The following is a 14,073-nucleotide window of genomic DNA, read 5'->3' on the forward strand; positions in this document are numbered from 1 at the left end:
CATGGCGACCACCACCGCCCCCGGGGCCCCCGCCGGTGCGGCGCCGCGCCGCGGCTGGCGCCGGCTGCCCGTCGTGCACCAGCTCCGGCAGAGCGTCGGCCTGCAGCGCGGCATGCTGATCGCTGGCCTGGTGCTGACCGGGCTGCTGATCCTCACGGCCCTGCTCGCGCCGCTGCTGGCGCCCTACGGGTTCAACCAGCTCCGGGACGCCGACGGCGCTTTCGGCGCGCAGCAGCCCCCGTCCGCCGAGCACTGGCTCGGCACCACCGTCGGCGGCTTCGACGTGCTGTCCCGGGTGATCTACGGGTCGCGCACCGCGCTGCTCGTCATGATCATCGCGATCGCCGCCTCGCTGGTCATCGGTGTGCTGCTCGGCCTGGTCTCCGGCTACTTCGGCGGCTGGCTCGACCGGGTGCTCGTCGTGATCGCGGACGCGGTGTACGCGTTCCCGTCCCTGCTGCTCGCCATCGTGCTGGCCATCGTGATCAGCGGCGGGCAGTCCAGCATGTGGGGCGGCGTCCTCGCGGCGGCGCTCTCGATCACCGTCGTGTTCACGCCGCAGTACCTGCGGGTCGTGCGCGCGGAGACCATCCGGATCAAGTCCGAGGCGTTCGTCGAGTCCGCCCGCGTCATCGGCGCGAGCAACGGCCGGATCATGCTCAAGCACGTGCTGCGCAACGCCACCCGCACGCTGCCGCTGATCATCACGCTGAACGCGTCCGAGGCCGTGCTCACCCTCGCCGGCCTCGGCTTCCTCGGGTTCGGCATCGAGCCGACCCAGGCGGCCGAGTGGGGCTACGACCTCAACCGGGCCATCGCCGACGTCACGTCCGGCATCTGGTGGACCTCGGTGTTCCCGGGCCTCGCGATCGTGCTGTCCGTCCTGGGCATCACCCTGGTCGGCGAGTCCCTCAACGACCTGGCCGACCCCCGGCTGCGCACCCGCCGCGCGTCGGCGGACGTGACCGGCGACGTCGCCGCGACCTCGGTCGTGCCCGGCGGCGCGCTGACCGCCCCCGGCGGACTGGAGGGCCTCGAGCCCGGGACGGAGGCGACCCGATGACCGCGCCCACGGGGACGACCCCCCAGCCGGCGACCGCGCCGGTGGTCGAGATCACGGACCTGTCGGTGTCCTTCGCCACCGACGCCGGCAACGTCCGCGCCGTCGACGGCGTCTCGCTGTCCGTCGCCGCCGGCGAGGTGCTGGCCGTCGTCGGCGAGTCCGGCTCCGGCAAGTCGGTCACGGCGAAGACCCTGCTGGGCCTCCTGCCCTCGACCGCCACCACCCGCGGCGCCGTCGTGCTGTCCTCCCGGGACGGCGCGGTCCGCAGCGACGTCGTGGCGCTGGACGGCTCGGCGCTCCGGCAGGTCCGGGGACGGGACGCCGCCATGGTGTTCCAGGAGCCGTCCACGGCGCTGAACCCGGTGTACCCGATCGGCTGGCAGATCATCGAGGGCCTGCGCGCCCACCAGAAGATCGGCCGTGCCGAGGCCCGGGCCAAGGCCGTCGACATCCTGCGCCGGGTCGGCATCCCCGACCCGGAGCACCGGATCGACCACTACCCGCACCAGTTCTCCGGCGGCCAGAAGCAGCGCATCGTCATCGCCCAGGCGCTGGTGCTCGACCCCGGCGTGATCATCGCCGACGAGCCGACCACCGCCCTCGACGTGACCGTGCAGGCCGAGATCCTCGACCTGCTCCGGCGCTGCCGCGACGAGTTCGGCGCGGCCATCGTGCTCATCACGCACAACATGGGCGTCGTCGCCGACCTCGCCGACCGCGTGGCCGTGATGTACCAGGGGAAGGTCGTCGAGCAGGCGCCGGTGCGCGACCTGTTCGGCTCCCCGCAGCACGAGTACACCCGGTCGCTCCTCGACGCCGTGCCGCGCATCGGCGGGGGCGGCGAGCACGCCCGCGCCCGCGCCGCCGCCCGGCCCGCCGGGTGGGCGGACCAGGCGCCGGTCGTCGAGGCGAAGGAGGTGGAGATCGTCTACCCGGGGCGGCTCCGGCAGCCCGGGTTCCGCGCGGTCGACAAGGTCTCGCTGGCCATCCGGCCCGGCGAGGTCGTCGGCCTCGTCGGCGAGTCCGGCTCGGGCAAGACCACCATCGGGCGCGCGATCGCCGGCCTCACCAAGGTGACCGGCGGCTCGCTCCAGGTGCTCGGGCTCGAGATGAACGGCGTGCGCGAGCGCGCGCTGCGGCCCGTCCGGCCGCGCATCGGGTTCGTGTTCCAGGACCCGGCGACGTCGTTCAACCCGCTGCTCACCATCGCCGAGTGCGTGGCCGAGCCGCTGGTCGTGCACGGCCGGGCGCGCGACGCCCGGGCCGCGCGCGCGAAGGTCGACGAGCTGCTCGAGTCCGTGCAGCTGCCGCGGTCCTACGGCGACCGCTTCCCGCACGAGCTGTCCGGCGGCCAGCGCCAGCGCGCGTCGCTCGCCCGGGCCCTCGCGCTGGACCCGGAGCTGCTCATCGCCGACGAGCCCACCTCGGCGCTCGACGTGTCGGTGCAGGCCCGGGTGCTGGAGCTGTTCTCCGAGCTGCAGGAGCAGCTCGGGTTCGCCTGCCTGTTCATCAGCCACGACCTGGCGGTCGTCGACCTGCTCGCCGACCGGATCGCGGTGCTGCACCGCGGGCGGCTGGTCGAGGAGGGCACCGGCGAGCAGGTGCTCGGCAGCCCCCGCGAGGAGTACACGCAGCGGCTGCTCGCCAGCCTGCCCGTGCCGGACCCGGCCGAGCAGGCCCGGCGGCGCGAGGCGTGGCGGGCCCTGGCCTGACGCACGGGCGCGTCGCGGCACCCGCGGCACCCGCAGGGGCGCGCTCCCGGACACCCGGGGGCGCGCCCCTGCGGCGTGCCCGGGGCGAGCTCGCCGGTTCCGCGGTCCCGCGCGGCGCGCCACCGGCGACCTCGCGCGCAGCCCGGCGACCTCGAGCACGGACTCAGGCCGGGAACACGCAGAACTCGTCGCCCTCGGGGTCGGCGAGGACGACCCAGCCGTCGTGCTCCGCGACCACCGCGGCCCCGCGTCCGACCAGCTCGGCGACACCCGCCGCCAGGTCCGGCACGGTGAGGTCGAGGTGCACGCGGTTCTTCACGACCTTCGGCTCGGGGACGCGCTGGAACCAGATCCGCGGGCCCGCCGCGGCGCCAGGACCGGCGGCGGGGTCCGGCTCGACCAGCACGGTCGGGTCGTCCTCCGGGTCGTCGACGCCCGCGGCGCGGAGCCGCGCCAGCTCGGCCTCGTCGTAGGGCGCGACCCGGTACCCGTCGAGCGTCTCCGCCCACCAGCGGGCGAGCGAGGCGGGGTGCGAGCAGTCGACGACGACGTCGCGCAGGGCGGCCACGGCACCGACCCTACGACCGCCACCTCACACCCCGCCCGGCCCGGAGCCTCGCCCCCGCCCGTGCCTGTCCCCAGCCGCGCTCCCCGAGACCCACTGATCCGCGCGAGACCCACTCCCGGGACCGGTGCCCTCGGTCGGATCAGTGGGTCTCGGGCCGCGCGCCGGGACCCCGGCACGCGGGTTCCCGTGGTCCGTGCAGCGATTCCGCTCAGCACCGGGCCCTCGCGTACCGATAGGTCCCGTGGGGTGAGGACATGGACCAGGGCATCGGCACGGAACGCACCGAGCGGCGCATGCGCCGCCGCGGACTCCGACGCGCGGCGAACGGCCGCGCGACCGGCGTGCCGTCGGCGCGCCCCGAGGTGGACCGGTCCGACGACTGGTTCGACGCCTGGCTGACCGAGGCCGCCGAGGTCGCCGGCGCGCGCGGCGCTCTCGCCGACGCCGGGGCGGCGGGCTGGACCGTCCTGCACGACCTGCACCGGCCGGGCGCCTCCGACGCGAGCCTCGAGCACGTGGCGGTCGGCCCGGGCGGGGTCGTCGTCATCGGGTCCGTGCGCTGGACCGGTGCGATCGCCGTCGCGGACGGCACGCTGCGGCACCAGGGCTACGGCCGGACGACCGACGTGACCGCGGTCGCCGACGCGGCGGGTGCCGTCACGGCGCTGCTCGCGCCGGCGCACCGGCGCGCCGTCCAGGCCGTCGTCTGGCTCAGCGGGCGCGAGCTGGCGCCGACCGCGGTGCGCGGCGGGGCGACGGCGGTGGGTGAGCGGGAGCTCGCGGCGCACCTCGTCGCGCTGCCGCCGGTGTTCTCCGCCGAGGACGTGGCGCTGGTGGTCGAGTACCTCACCGGCGAGCTGGCAGGCCCCGCCGGCCCGGATCAGCTGACGGTCGACGACGTGTTCCGTCCCGCGGCCGTGTGGCGGACGGGCGCCGACGCAGCGACCCGGACGGCGGACACCCGCGCCACCGACGCGGTCGCGACCCCGCCCCGGGCCGACGCCGTCCCGCGCTACGCGCAGCCCGCCAACCGGGCGGTCGCGGGGCTGCACGCCGGCCAGGCCGAGGCGCACGCCGACGGGCCGGGCACGGCCGCGCCCCGTGGCGCGCGCGGCGACGCTGCGCTGCGGGTCGGGCTGGTGGTCCTCGGGCTGCTGACCGTCGGCAACGTCCTCCTGGCGTGGCTCGACGCGGCGCACTGACGACCTACGGACCCCGGGACGCCCGCCGCAACGCGACGTGATCCGCGTCACGCTCGCGCGGCGCCGGGATGACCGGCCCGCCGGCCGCGGTTCGATGTCGTCGTGAGCCTGCTGATGAGCCCCCTGACCCTGCGCGGCACGACCTTCCGGAACCGGGTCTGGCTGGCGCCGATGTGCCAGTACTCCGCGGACGGGGACGGCGTGCCGACGGACTGGCACCTCGCGCACCTGGGCGCCCGTGCCGTCGGCGGCTTCGGCCTCGTGCTCGCCGAGGCGACCGCCGTCGTCCCGGAGGGCCGCATCTCCCCGCAGGACGTCGGCATCTGGGGCGACGAGCACGTCGCCGCGTGGCGCCGGATCACCGACTTCGTCCGCAGCCGCGGCGCCGTCGTCGGCGTGCAGCTCGCCCACGCGGGGCGCAAGGCCTCGACGTACCGCGGGTTCGGCGAGGGCTCGGGCACCGTGCCCGCCGGGGCCGGCGGCTGGGAGACGGTCGCGCCGTCGGACGTCGCGTTCGCCGGGTACGCCGCGCCGCGGGAGCTGACGCCGGAGCAGGTCGCGGAGGTCCCCGGGCAGTTCGCGGCCGCCACCCGCCGCGCGCTCGACGCCGGGTTCGACCTGGTCGAGGTGCACGCGGCGCACGGGTACCTGCTGCACCAGTTCCTCTCCCCGCTGTCGAACCACCGCACGGACGCCTGGGGCGGCGACCTCGCCGGGCGGGCCCGCCTGCTGCTCGACACCGTCGACGCGGTCCGCGCGGTGCTGCCCGAGGACCGGCCGCTGCTCGTCCGGGTGTCCGCCACCGACTGGACCGAGGGCGGCCTGACGGTCGAGGACGTCGCGCAGGTGGCGGTCTGGCTGCGCGAGCACGGCGTCGACCTGGTCGACGTCTCGACCGGCGGCAACGTGCACGCCTCGATCCCGGTCGGCCCGGGCTACCAGGTGCCGGCCGCCCGGGCGATCCGCGAGACCGCCGGCGTGCCGACCTCCGCGGTCGGGCTGATCACGACCCCCGAGCAGGCCGAGCAGGTGCTCGCCGAGGGGTCCGCCGACGTGGTCATGCTGGGGCGCCCCGCGCTGTTCGACCCGCACTGGCCGCTGCGCGCCGCGCACGCCCTCGACGACAAGACGCCCACGCTCGAGCACGCCGGCGACGCCGACGCGACCGTCGTCCCGGGCCAGCCGACCGGGTGGCCCGTGCAGTACGCGCGGGGTCACTGGGCCTGACGCACGGCCCGGTCGCGCGGACGCCCGCCCGGGTCACCTCCACGGTGGCGCGGGCGGGCGCCTGCGCCGCGCTCAGGTGGTCAGGGCACCGGAGGCGAGCAGGTACGCGAGCACGACCGTGACGGCCGTGCCCACGACGACGGCGAACACCGCGCGACCGCGCCCGTGGCCGCCGACCCGGCCCCGGCGGATCGCCCACAGGCCGAGCCAGACGGCGACCGGCCCGAGCGGCCACACCAGCAGCGCGAGCAGGCCCACGTAGCCGGCCGCGATCGACTGCCAGGACCGGCCGGTCGGGAGCAGCCAGTGCACGGGGTCCCCGGGACGGGCGCCCAGCCGCTCGGGCTCCGGGTACCAGGCGGTCGCGGGGGCGGCGGCGTACGGGCTGCCGCCGTGCGCCCCGGCCGGGGCGGCGTACGGGTGGCCGACCTCGGACGCGGGCGCGGCGGACGGTCGCGGGCGCGCGTGCGCCGGCGCCCCGGCGTTGGCCGCCGCGTGCGCCCCGGGCGGGCGGTGGGCGGGGGCGTCGAGCGCGGCGAACGGCGCCGCGACGGCAGCGGGGACCGGGGCCGGCACCGGCACGACCGGCCGCGCCTCCGGGTCCGGAGCCGTGTGCTCCGTCCACGCCGCGCCGTCGAACCAGCGCAGCACGCCGGCCGTCACCCCGTCGGGGTACCACCCGGCGGGCGGCAGCGGCAGCGCCTCGGTCATGCTGACACTCTCGGCGGGGGCGGCGTCGGACATGACCCGTTCGGCGCCGCAGTCCCCCGTTCGGCGCAGCGCACCCCCTCCCGACGCGCCCGCGCGCCGTAACCCCCCGGACACCTTCCGCGCGTACCGTCCCCCCACCGGCCGCGTGGAGGCGTCCGGACGGGACCGCGTCGGGAGGGAGAGCCGGTGTTCGAGCACGTCGACCCCTTCATCGGCACCGAGGCCACGGCGCTCCCCCCGCAGTCGGGCCTGGCGGCGACCTGGTGGTGGCCCAAGCCGCAGGTCGGCAACACGCACCCCGGCGCGACGTACCCGCTGGGCATGGTCAGCGCGTGCGCGTACTCCGGCGCGTACCCCACCGGCTACGGCCGGTACGACCTGTCGACGGAGGGCCTCCCGCCGGCCCTGCACGCGACGCAGCGGGCGTCGGGGTTCACGCACTTCCAGCAGTCCGGGACCGGCGCGATCCGCAAGTACTACAACTACGTGCGCGTCACCCCGATGCTGCAGCCGCTCGACGACCTCGGTCAGCTGTGGGAGGTCGCGGACGAGCGCGCCGAGCCCGGCTACTACGCCGCGACCCTCGACTCGGGGATCCGGTGCGAGGTCACGGTCGGCCCGAAGTCGGCGGTGCACCGGTACACGTTCCCCGCGCACCGGGACGCGCGGCTGGTCATCGACCTCAGCCTCGGCGGGCTGGACATCCCGTACGGCCGGACGGTCCCGCTCCGGGCGCACCTGGAGTCCGTCGAGCCGGGCGTCGCGCAGGGCGAGATCACGGTCGAGGGCGCGCCGCTGGCGGTGCACGTCGAGTGCGACACCCCGCACTGGCGGCAGCTGCTCTGGTACGACCGCCGCCTCATGCCCGGCGGCACGCGCCTCGACTTCGACCGGATCCGCCCGACGACGCTGCGCCCGTTCGGCCTGATGTGGGCCGGCCCGACCGAGCCCGGCCAGGTCGTCGAGCTGCGGTTCGGGTTCTCGCTGCGCGGGGTCGAGCAGGCACGCGAGAACCTCGTCCGCGAGTGCGGGCCCGGGCCGTCGTCCTTCGCGGAGCGCCGGGCGCGCACCGCGCACGAGTGGCGCCGCCAGCTCGGCAAGGTCCAGGTGGACACCCCGGACGCCGGCAAGCAGACCGTGCTCTCGACCGCGCTGTACCACTCGCTGATCAAGCCGTGCCTCGCGCCCGACGAGAGCCCGTTCTGGCCCACGGACACCCCGTTCGCCTACGACATCGCGACGATGTGGGACATCTACCGCACCCAGCTCCCGCTGCTCACGGCGCTGGTCCCGGACAAGGCGGTCGAGCTCGCGACCGCGATCCTGCACATCGCCGAGGAGGAGGGGAACTTCCCGATCGGCTACCGGATGGCGCGCGGCGCCGACCGGTTCTCACGGCAGGGCAGCGCGCTGGCGCACACGTTCCTGGCGGACCTGTGCGCCCTGGGGCTGCCGTTCGACTGGGACTGGGCGCTCGTGCACCTGCACAACGACCTGCGCCGCACGTACGGCGAGGAGTTCCTGCTGCACGGCCGCACCCACCCGATCAGCCACACCCTCGACCTGGCGTTCGGCTACTTCTGCACCGCGGTCATCGCCCGGCAGGTCGGCGACCGCGCGCTGCTCGACCAGTTCGCGCCGCTGGCGGGCCGGTGGCGCAACGCGTTCGACCCGACGACCGGGCTGCTGCGCGACTCGACGTTCTACGAGGGCGGCCGGTGGAACTACTCGTTCCGGCTGCTGCACGACATGGCCGCGCGGATCGACCTCGCGGGGGGTGACGACGCGTTCGTGGCGCTGCTCGACCGGTTCTTCGGGTACGGGGCCGAGCCGGTGAAGCAGCCGGGCCTGGCGCCGTCGGAGGACGAGATGCTCGCCGGGTACGGCCTGCACCGGTTCGAGGGCCTCAACAACGAGCCGGACATGGAGGCGCCCTGGGCGTACCAGTACGCCGGCCGGCCCGACCGCACCGCCGAGGTGGTGCACGCCGTGACGCAGCAGCAGTTCGGCACCGGCCGCGGCGGCCTCCCCGGCAACGACGACTCGGGCGGCCTGTCCTCCTGGTACGTGTGGGCGACGCTCGGGCTGTTCCCGGTCGCCGGGCAGAACCTGTTCCTGGTGAACGCGCCCGCGTGGCGCGAGGCCCGGATCGACGTCGGCGGGAAACCGTTCACGATCGAGACCAGCGGGTTCGTCGAACCGGAGCCCCACGGCCCGGCGCAGTTCGTGCAGCGGGTCCGGCTCGACGGGGCGGACCTCGACCGCACGTGGCTGACCGGCACCGAGCTGCACGCCGGGGGGCGGCTGCAGGTCGACCTCGGCCCGGAACCGGGGCCGTGGACCGCCGCCGCCCGGCCGCCGTCCCTCAGCGCCAGCCGCGCCTGACACCAGCGCCGCACGTCCCATCCCTGCCGCACGATCCTCCCGGAGGCCTGCCGTGACCGACGCGACCCTCAGCACCACCGCCGACGCGGCACCCGCGCGTCGGATCGACCGCCGCCTGGTGATCGTCGTGCGCGCCGACCCGGTGATCTGCGGCCACTCCGGCGAGGCCCGCAACCTCGCGGAGGCGGCGCTGGACCGCGGCTTCGACGAGGTCCGGATCGTCACCTGGCCGATCGACCGCCTGCAGGCCGCGGGCCTGCCGCTCAAGCCGCTCGACCGCGTGCTGCCGTACCGCGAGGGCGTCGTCGTCGAGCGGCCCGGGCCCGTGGGCGACTACAAGGTGCCCGACGGCCGCTGGGTCGCCGGGCTGATCGGCCGCCTCGTCGAGCTGTTCACCGACGGGGTGCCCACGGTCGCGCTGTCCCTGTACCTGAGCCCGCACGCCACGGCCGTCGCGGACGCGGTGCACGTCGCCCGGCGCACCGGTCTCCCGGTGAACGTGACCACCGTCGCCGAGGCGGTCGGCTCGGACGTCACGAACGTCGTGCGCGCGTGCGTCGAGGCCGACCAGTTCGGCGCCGCGGCGCACGTGCTCGCGTCCTACCTCGAGCACGACGTCTGCCTCGCGGTGTCCGAGTACACCCGCGACCTCATCGTGTCGGAGGCCGAGGCCCTCGACGCTCAGCACGGCACCACGTTCGCCGCGCAGTGCCGCGAGCGGGTCCGGATCTCCTACCCCGCCGTCGACGTCGCGCAGTACCTCGGGCGCGACGACGCCGAGACCGACGCCGTGCTGGGCGCCCGCGGCCTGGACCGCGACGGCTACGTGCTCTACCTGTCCCGGCTGGCCGCCGCCAAGGGCGTCGACGACCTGATCGACGGATACGCCGCGAGCGGCGCGCCGGGGACGCACCGCCTCGTGATCGCCGGCAACGGGCCCGAGGCCGCGGCGCTGCGCGCGCACGCCGCCGCGTCGCCGGTCGCCGACCGGGTGCTGTTCCTCGACGACGTGTCGGACGACGAGAAGCCGCACCTGATGGCCGGCGCCGCCGCCTACGTGCTGCCGAGCAAGCCGCGGCCGGAGTTCGTCGAGACGTTCGGCATCGCGCTGGTGGAGAAGATGCTGTCCGGCGGCGGCCCGGTGATCACGACCGACACCGGCGGCATCCCCGAGGCGGTCGGCGACACCGCGACCATCGTGCCGGTCGAGGACCCGGCGGCGATCGCGGCGGCGCTGGACCGGGCGCTCGGGCTGGCGGCCGAGGAGCGGGCGGCGCAGGCGGAGGCGGCGCGCGCGTTCGCGCTGCAGTTCGACCGGGCCGTGGTGCTGGACAAGATCCTCGAGGCGGTGGACCTGGTCGCGACGCCGGTCGGGTGAACCACCTACGGGTCCCCGGTGTACCCCGCCACCAGGGGCTGAGCCCGTGGGTAGAGTCGCGCGCGGACGGGAGACACACACGCGGGGGGCGAGCATGACGGAGCTCGAGACCGAGCTCGACACGGTCGGGCTGGCGGGGCAGGTGCTGGCCCGCCAGGCGACGCACTGCCGGGCTGCGGCGCAGTACCTGAGCGGACGAGGGTCGATCTCGGGGTCGACCGGCCTGATCCTGGGAGGCCTCGCGCCCGTCTCCGACGTGGTCGTCCGACTGGGCGTCGCAGGGCTCCGAACCGCGGGGGCGATGTGCGACGGCACGGCATACGCCGCGCAGCGCTCGGTGGCGGACTACCGGCAGGTCGACGAGGACGCAGGTGCGCGGTTCGCGCGACTCGCGACAGACCTCGCCGTCGGCTGGTCCTCCGGGGCACCGGACGCCGCGCCCGGCGCGGCGCAGCTGGGGCCGGCGGAGGCGGTCGCTCCGAATGGGTGGGGAGACACCGACTCGTGGTTCTGGCAGAAGGCCGCGTCCGCGGGCTCCAGCGTCGGTGACGCCGTGACCGAGGCGCTCGGGCTCGCGGACCGCGCCGCCGGCTGGAGCAGCCCGGGCGGATCGGTCGCGGAAGCCGTGGACGCCGCGTCGTTCCTGGTGGAGCCGACCGCCAGCGAGAACTGGGCACAGGACATGCGCTGGAGCGCAGGCCTCGTCCTCGGCAGCGTGGACTGGGTGTTCGAGCAGCTCTGCGGTTACTCCGTCCTCGAGGAAGTCATCTTCAAGCCGTTCGCCGGCGACTCCCGAGAGGTGACCAAGGCTGCGGGGACCTGGACGAACACCGGCGCATGCCTCTCCGCCATCGGCGTCAACCACGCTCGCCTCGTCTCCGGGACGGTGGACGGATGGCGCGGCGAGGCCGGAGACGCTTTCCGCGCCGCGATGGCGGTGATCTCGGAGGGGTTCCACCAGCTGACGTTCGTGTGCGACGCCGTAGCGTCCGCGCTCGACGCGGTGTCCGTCGGGATGAAGGGCATCTGCGCAGCGATCGGCATGGGACTCAAGAAGCTTGCTCAGCTCCTGATCGAGATCGCCGCCGAGGCCGCCGTGCCCGGTGTCGGCTGGGGCGTGCTCCTGGCCACCGCCTACTGGAAGGTCGAGAGGATCGTCTCGGTCGTCCGGCTCATCTACACGCTCGTCGAGACGGCACTGAGCCTCGTCGCGGCTTTCGCCGAGGCCAAGGCCGCGTCGATCAGCGGGATCGCCCGCTTCGAGGATCTCGCGGAGGGCGTCGTCCGCCGGGCGTCCCAGGCGGTGACCGCATGAACGGGCAGCTTACGGACGGGCTCGCCGAACGGCTCCACGAGGCGGAAGACCTCGTCCGCCGCACGACCGCCGAGCTCGCTCGCCTGGACGAGCCCGACGAGCGGGACACGGCGGACGCCCGTCGCCGGGCCGAGGCGGCGCGCTCTGGCTCTCTCGGACCGGACTGGCAGCGTGTCCAGCAACGCATCGACGGCGGGCGGACGACGCTCTCGGACGTGTTCTCCGGCACCGACACGTCGCCCGAGGCCCAGCGTCTCGTCGGACGCTCCCGCGCGGTGCTCACCGAGGCGCGGGCGGACGCGCAGGACGACCCCACCGGGATGACCGCCACCGTGCTCCGCGACATGGACGAGCTCCGCGAGCGACTCCGTGACGTCGTCACCGGACGTCGATCGTGACCGGAGGACGAGTCCGGCCGTGGCCGGCCCGGGAGAGTGTGTACCCGACGTGCACGGTCCTCACGGTCGCGAATGCGGCGCAGGCGCTGCACGTCTTCGAGCGCGTCGCCCGATCCGTCGGCTACCGGACCGGAGTCCACGCGCCGGGGCACATCCGGGCCGTGCTGGGCCGCCGCTGGCTCGGCCTGGTCGCCGAGACGGTCGGCCTGCCGCCGGTGCGGCCGTTCCTGCACGTGGAACTCGACGTCGTCGCGCTCCCCGCCGCTCCCACGGGGACGCGGCTGCAGATCACGTGCGGTCGGGGCGGGCAGGAGCTCGGGGTGGCCACGCGGGTCGCCGGCCTGGTAGAGCGGCTGCTTGCCGAGCTCGACGCCCCCGGCCAGCCCGCTCAGGCGTCGGCATGGGCGTCGGGGCCACCGGCCTGAGCCGTCGAGCGACGACGGAGGGGCTGGACAGCGCAGAGCGCGGTGCGGTTAGCGTGGGCGGCGTCGATCCGGCAGCCGCCCCGAGGGATCGCCCGTCGACGCCCGAGGAGCGACCGTGCAGGTCATCCCCAAGAGCTACGGCAAGCTCATCATCATGACCGCGGAGGAGATGCGGGAGAAGCGGGAGCAGGAGCTCGCGAGCATCGGCCTCGACCTGGAGACGATCGAGGAGCGGTACGAGACCTGGCAGCTCTCGCCCGAGCAGCGCATCGCGTACGAGGAGTACCTCCTGCTCGGGAGGCTTCTCGGTGAGTGACGACGCACCGGGGAGGCTGCCGGCCGCTCCGGACGAGGCGGCGACCGGTGTCGACCGGCCCGATGGCGACCGGCTGCGCGGCGAGGTCGACCGGTTCGCCGACGAGCTGCGTGCCACGCTCAGAAGCACCGTCCCCGGAGAGCCGGGCACCTTCCGGGTCGTGCCCGCATCCGGCCCGACGCCGTACCTTGCCGTCCAGCAGACGCCGGTCGAGGGCATCGGGCTCGCCGTCGACGCGGTGGTCGTCCTCCGGCTCCGTGCGACCTTCGAGTGCGGGTGGGACCACACCGGCACGTTCCTGGCCGTCCGTCGCTCGACCATGAGCGCCACGGCCGAGGGCACCGACGAGCCGCTGTTCCGGTACGACTACGACGCCGGCTCGGACGAGAAGGTCCCGGCAGCGCACCTCAACGTGCACGGGCACCGCGACGAGCTCGTGTTCGCGATGATGGCCGCCGGCCACCGGCTCCGCGGCCGCGCCCGCACGTCGGCGGTGCGCCGCGGCCGTGTCCCTCGGGTGTCGACGCTGCACTTCCCGCTCGGCGGCCACCGGTTCCGCCCGTCGTTCGAGGACGTCCTCGACATGCTGGTCCGCGAGTTCGGCCTCGACACCCGGCCGGGCTGGCGTGCCGCGATCTGCGCCGGGCGGGCGCGCTGGCGCGCGGTCCAGCTCCGGGCGGCCGTGCGGGACGACCCCGGTGCCGCGGTGGAGGCGCTGGCCGGGCTCGGCTACGAGGTCCGGCTACCGCCGGTGGCAGCCGTCGCCCGCGCGGACGCGGCGCCCGGTCAGTCGCAGTAGTCGCACTTCCCGGTTGCCGGCAGCACCATCGAGCACGTCGGGCACGTGGCGGTGAACTCCACGGGCTCCGGCTTCTTCGCGCGCGGCGTCGTGGCGGCACGCGGCGCGCGCGGGGCCTTAGGCGCCGTCGACCGCGTCCGGGCCGGTGCCGCGGCGCGCGCGGCCGCGGCGGCCTGCGGCACGTCGAACCCGCGCCGGCCGAGCAGCGCCTGCGCCGCCTCCTCGCCGCCGTGGAACTCGTCCGCGCCGGCGAGCCGGCCGGTGGCGAACCGGTGCGCGACCCCGAGGATCGCGATCGCCGGGTAGGGCCGGTCCTCGTGGAGGAAGAACCCGCCGCCTGCGGGGAAGCCGTAGACGCCGAGGAAGCCGTCGGCCCCGCGGGAGTCGTGCTCGGCGATGGCCTGGAGGATGTGCGCGCGCGTCACGGCGGAGAAGGTCGCCACGTCGCAGAAGCCTACGTCGTCGCCGGCGACCCATCCCGTGCCGGGGGCCGGCCGCGGCTGTGACGTCCCTTGCACCCGGCGGGCGCGCACCTGCCCGGCCTCGTCCGCGGGCGGTCACGCCGGGCCCCGAT

14 protein-coding genes are annotated in these 14,073 nt (G+C 75.6%); 11 read left to right on the forward strand and 3 right to left on the reverse strand.

Annotated features, from left to right (window positions below; genetic code table 11):
- The first annotated feature begins 1 nt into the window (after position 1).
- On the forward strand, positions 2 to 1,063 hold the full coding sequence (locus Cpa01nite_RS15305; RefSeq protein WP_203669617.1) for an ABC transporter permease: 1,062 nt from the start codon (positions 2 to 4) through the stop codon (positions 1,061 to 1,063).
- Entirely contained in the window at positions 1,060 to 2,775 is a 1,716-nt protein-coding gene (locus Cpa01nite_RS15310; protein WP_203669618.1) for a dipeptide ABC transporter ATP-binding protein, read from the forward strand. The genes Cpa01nite_RS15305 and Cpa01nite_RS15310 overlap by 4 nt, the downstream gene beginning before the upstream one ends.
- 163 nt (positions 2,776 to 2,938) lie before the next feature.
- Here Cpa01nite_RS15310 and Cpa01nite_RS15315 read toward each other — a convergent pair whose 3' ends face one another.
- Positions 2,939 to 3,343 (reverse strand): VOC family protein, encoded by a 405-nt coding sequence (locus Cpa01nite_RS15315; protein ID WP_203669619.1) that lies wholly within the window; start codon positions 3,341 to 3,343, stop codon positions 2,939 to 2,941.
- A 254-nt stretch (positions 3,344 to 3,597) separates the two neighbouring features.
- On the opposite strand from Cpa01nite_RS15315, the gene Cpa01nite_RS15320 reads away from it, so the two are divergent.
- Positions 3,598 to 4,545, forward strand: coding sequence for a hypothetical protein (locus tag Cpa01nite_RS15320; RefSeq protein WP_203669620.1), 948 nt, complete (start codon positions 3,598 to 3,600; stop codon positions 4,543 to 4,545).
- A gap of 102 nt (positions 4,546 to 4,647) precedes the next feature.
- Complete coding sequence (locus tag Cpa01nite_RS15325) at positions 4,648 to 5,772, forward strand: NADH:flavin oxidoreductase/NADH oxidase (protein ID WP_373307447.1); 1,125 nt, start codon at positions 4,648 to 4,650, stop codon at positions 5,770 to 5,772.
- Between the two features lie 72 nt (positions 5,773 to 5,844).
- Here the strand turns inward: Cpa01nite_RS15325 and Cpa01nite_RS18735 are convergent, their stop codons facing one another.
- Positions 5,845 to 6,483: a DUF2510 domain-containing protein gene (locus tag Cpa01nite_RS18735; protein ID WP_239068829.1), complete on the reverse strand. Its 639-nt coding sequence runs from the start codon at positions 6,481 to 6,483 to the stop codon at positions 5,845 to 5,847.
- A 186-nt stretch (positions 6,484 to 6,669) separates the two neighbouring features.
- Here Cpa01nite_RS18735 and Cpa01nite_RS15335 point away from each other — a divergent pair, with 186 nt between their 5' ends.
- The 7 genes from Cpa01nite_RS15335 to Cpa01nite_RS15365 all read left to right on the forward strand — a co-directional run bounded on the left by Cpa01nite_RS15335 (position 6,670) and on the right by Cpa01nite_RS15365 (position 13,499).
- The gene (locus tag Cpa01nite_RS15335; RefSeq protein WP_203669621.1) at positions 6,670 to 8,868 is read left to right on the forward strand and encodes a glycoside hydrolase domain-containing protein; all 2,199 of its coding nucleotides are present in this window, start codon (positions 6,670 to 6,672) and stop codon (positions 8,866 to 8,868) included.
- A 52-nt stretch (positions 8,869 to 8,920) separates the two neighbouring features.
- Entirely contained in the window at positions 8,921 to 10,246 is a 1,326-nt protein-coding gene (locus Cpa01nite_RS15340) for a glycosyltransferase (protein ID WP_239068830.1), read from the forward strand.
- A gap of 142 nt (positions 10,247 to 10,388) precedes the next feature.
- Positions 10,389 to 11,561, forward strand: a complete 1,173-nt coding sequence (locus Cpa01nite_RS15345) for a hypothetical protein (protein WP_203669622.1) — start codon at positions 10,389 to 10,391, stop codon at positions 11,559 to 11,561.
- Positions 11,558 to 11,959, forward strand: a complete 402-nt coding sequence (locus Cpa01nite_RS15350; protein WP_203669623.1) for a hypothetical protein — start codon at positions 11,558 to 11,560, stop codon at positions 11,957 to 11,959. Before Cpa01nite_RS15345 ends, Cpa01nite_RS15350 begins: the two co-directional genes overlap by 4 nt.
- The gene (locus tag Cpa01nite_RS15355) at positions 11,956 to 12,384 is read left to right on the forward strand and encodes a hypothetical protein (RefSeq protein WP_203669624.1); all 429 of its coding nucleotides are present in this window, start codon (positions 11,956 to 11,958) and stop codon (positions 12,382 to 12,384) included. Before Cpa01nite_RS15350 ends, Cpa01nite_RS15355 begins: the two co-directional genes overlap by 4 nt.
- A 115-nt stretch (positions 12,385 to 12,499) precedes the next feature.
- Entirely contained in the window at positions 12,500 to 12,700 is a 201-nt protein-coding gene (locus Cpa01nite_RS15360; protein ID WP_203669625.1) for a hypothetical protein, read from the forward strand.
- Positions 12,693 to 13,499, forward strand: coding sequence for a hypothetical protein (locus Cpa01nite_RS15365; RefSeq protein ID WP_203669626.1), 807 nt, complete (start codon positions 12,693 to 12,695; stop codon positions 13,497 to 13,499). Before Cpa01nite_RS15360 ends, Cpa01nite_RS15365 begins: the two co-directional genes overlap by 8 nt.
- Here Cpa01nite_RS15365 and Cpa01nite_RS15370 read toward each other — a convergent pair.
- Positions 13,487 to 13,942: a ScoMcrA-related endonuclease gene (locus Cpa01nite_RS15370; protein ID WP_203669627.1), complete on the reverse strand. Its 456-nt coding sequence runs from the start codon at positions 13,940 to 13,942 to the stop codon at positions 13,487 to 13,489. The two genes, Cpa01nite_RS15365 and Cpa01nite_RS15370, sit on opposite strands and share 13 nt — an antisense overlap.
- Between the last annotated feature and the right edge of the window lie 131 nt (positions 13,943 to 14,073).

Origin of the sequence: Cellulomonas pakistanensis (genome assembly GCF_016862755.1) — a bacterium.
GTDB lineage: Bacteria > Actinomycetota > Actinomycetes > Actinomycetales > Cellulomonadaceae > Cellulomonas > Cellulomonas pakistanensis.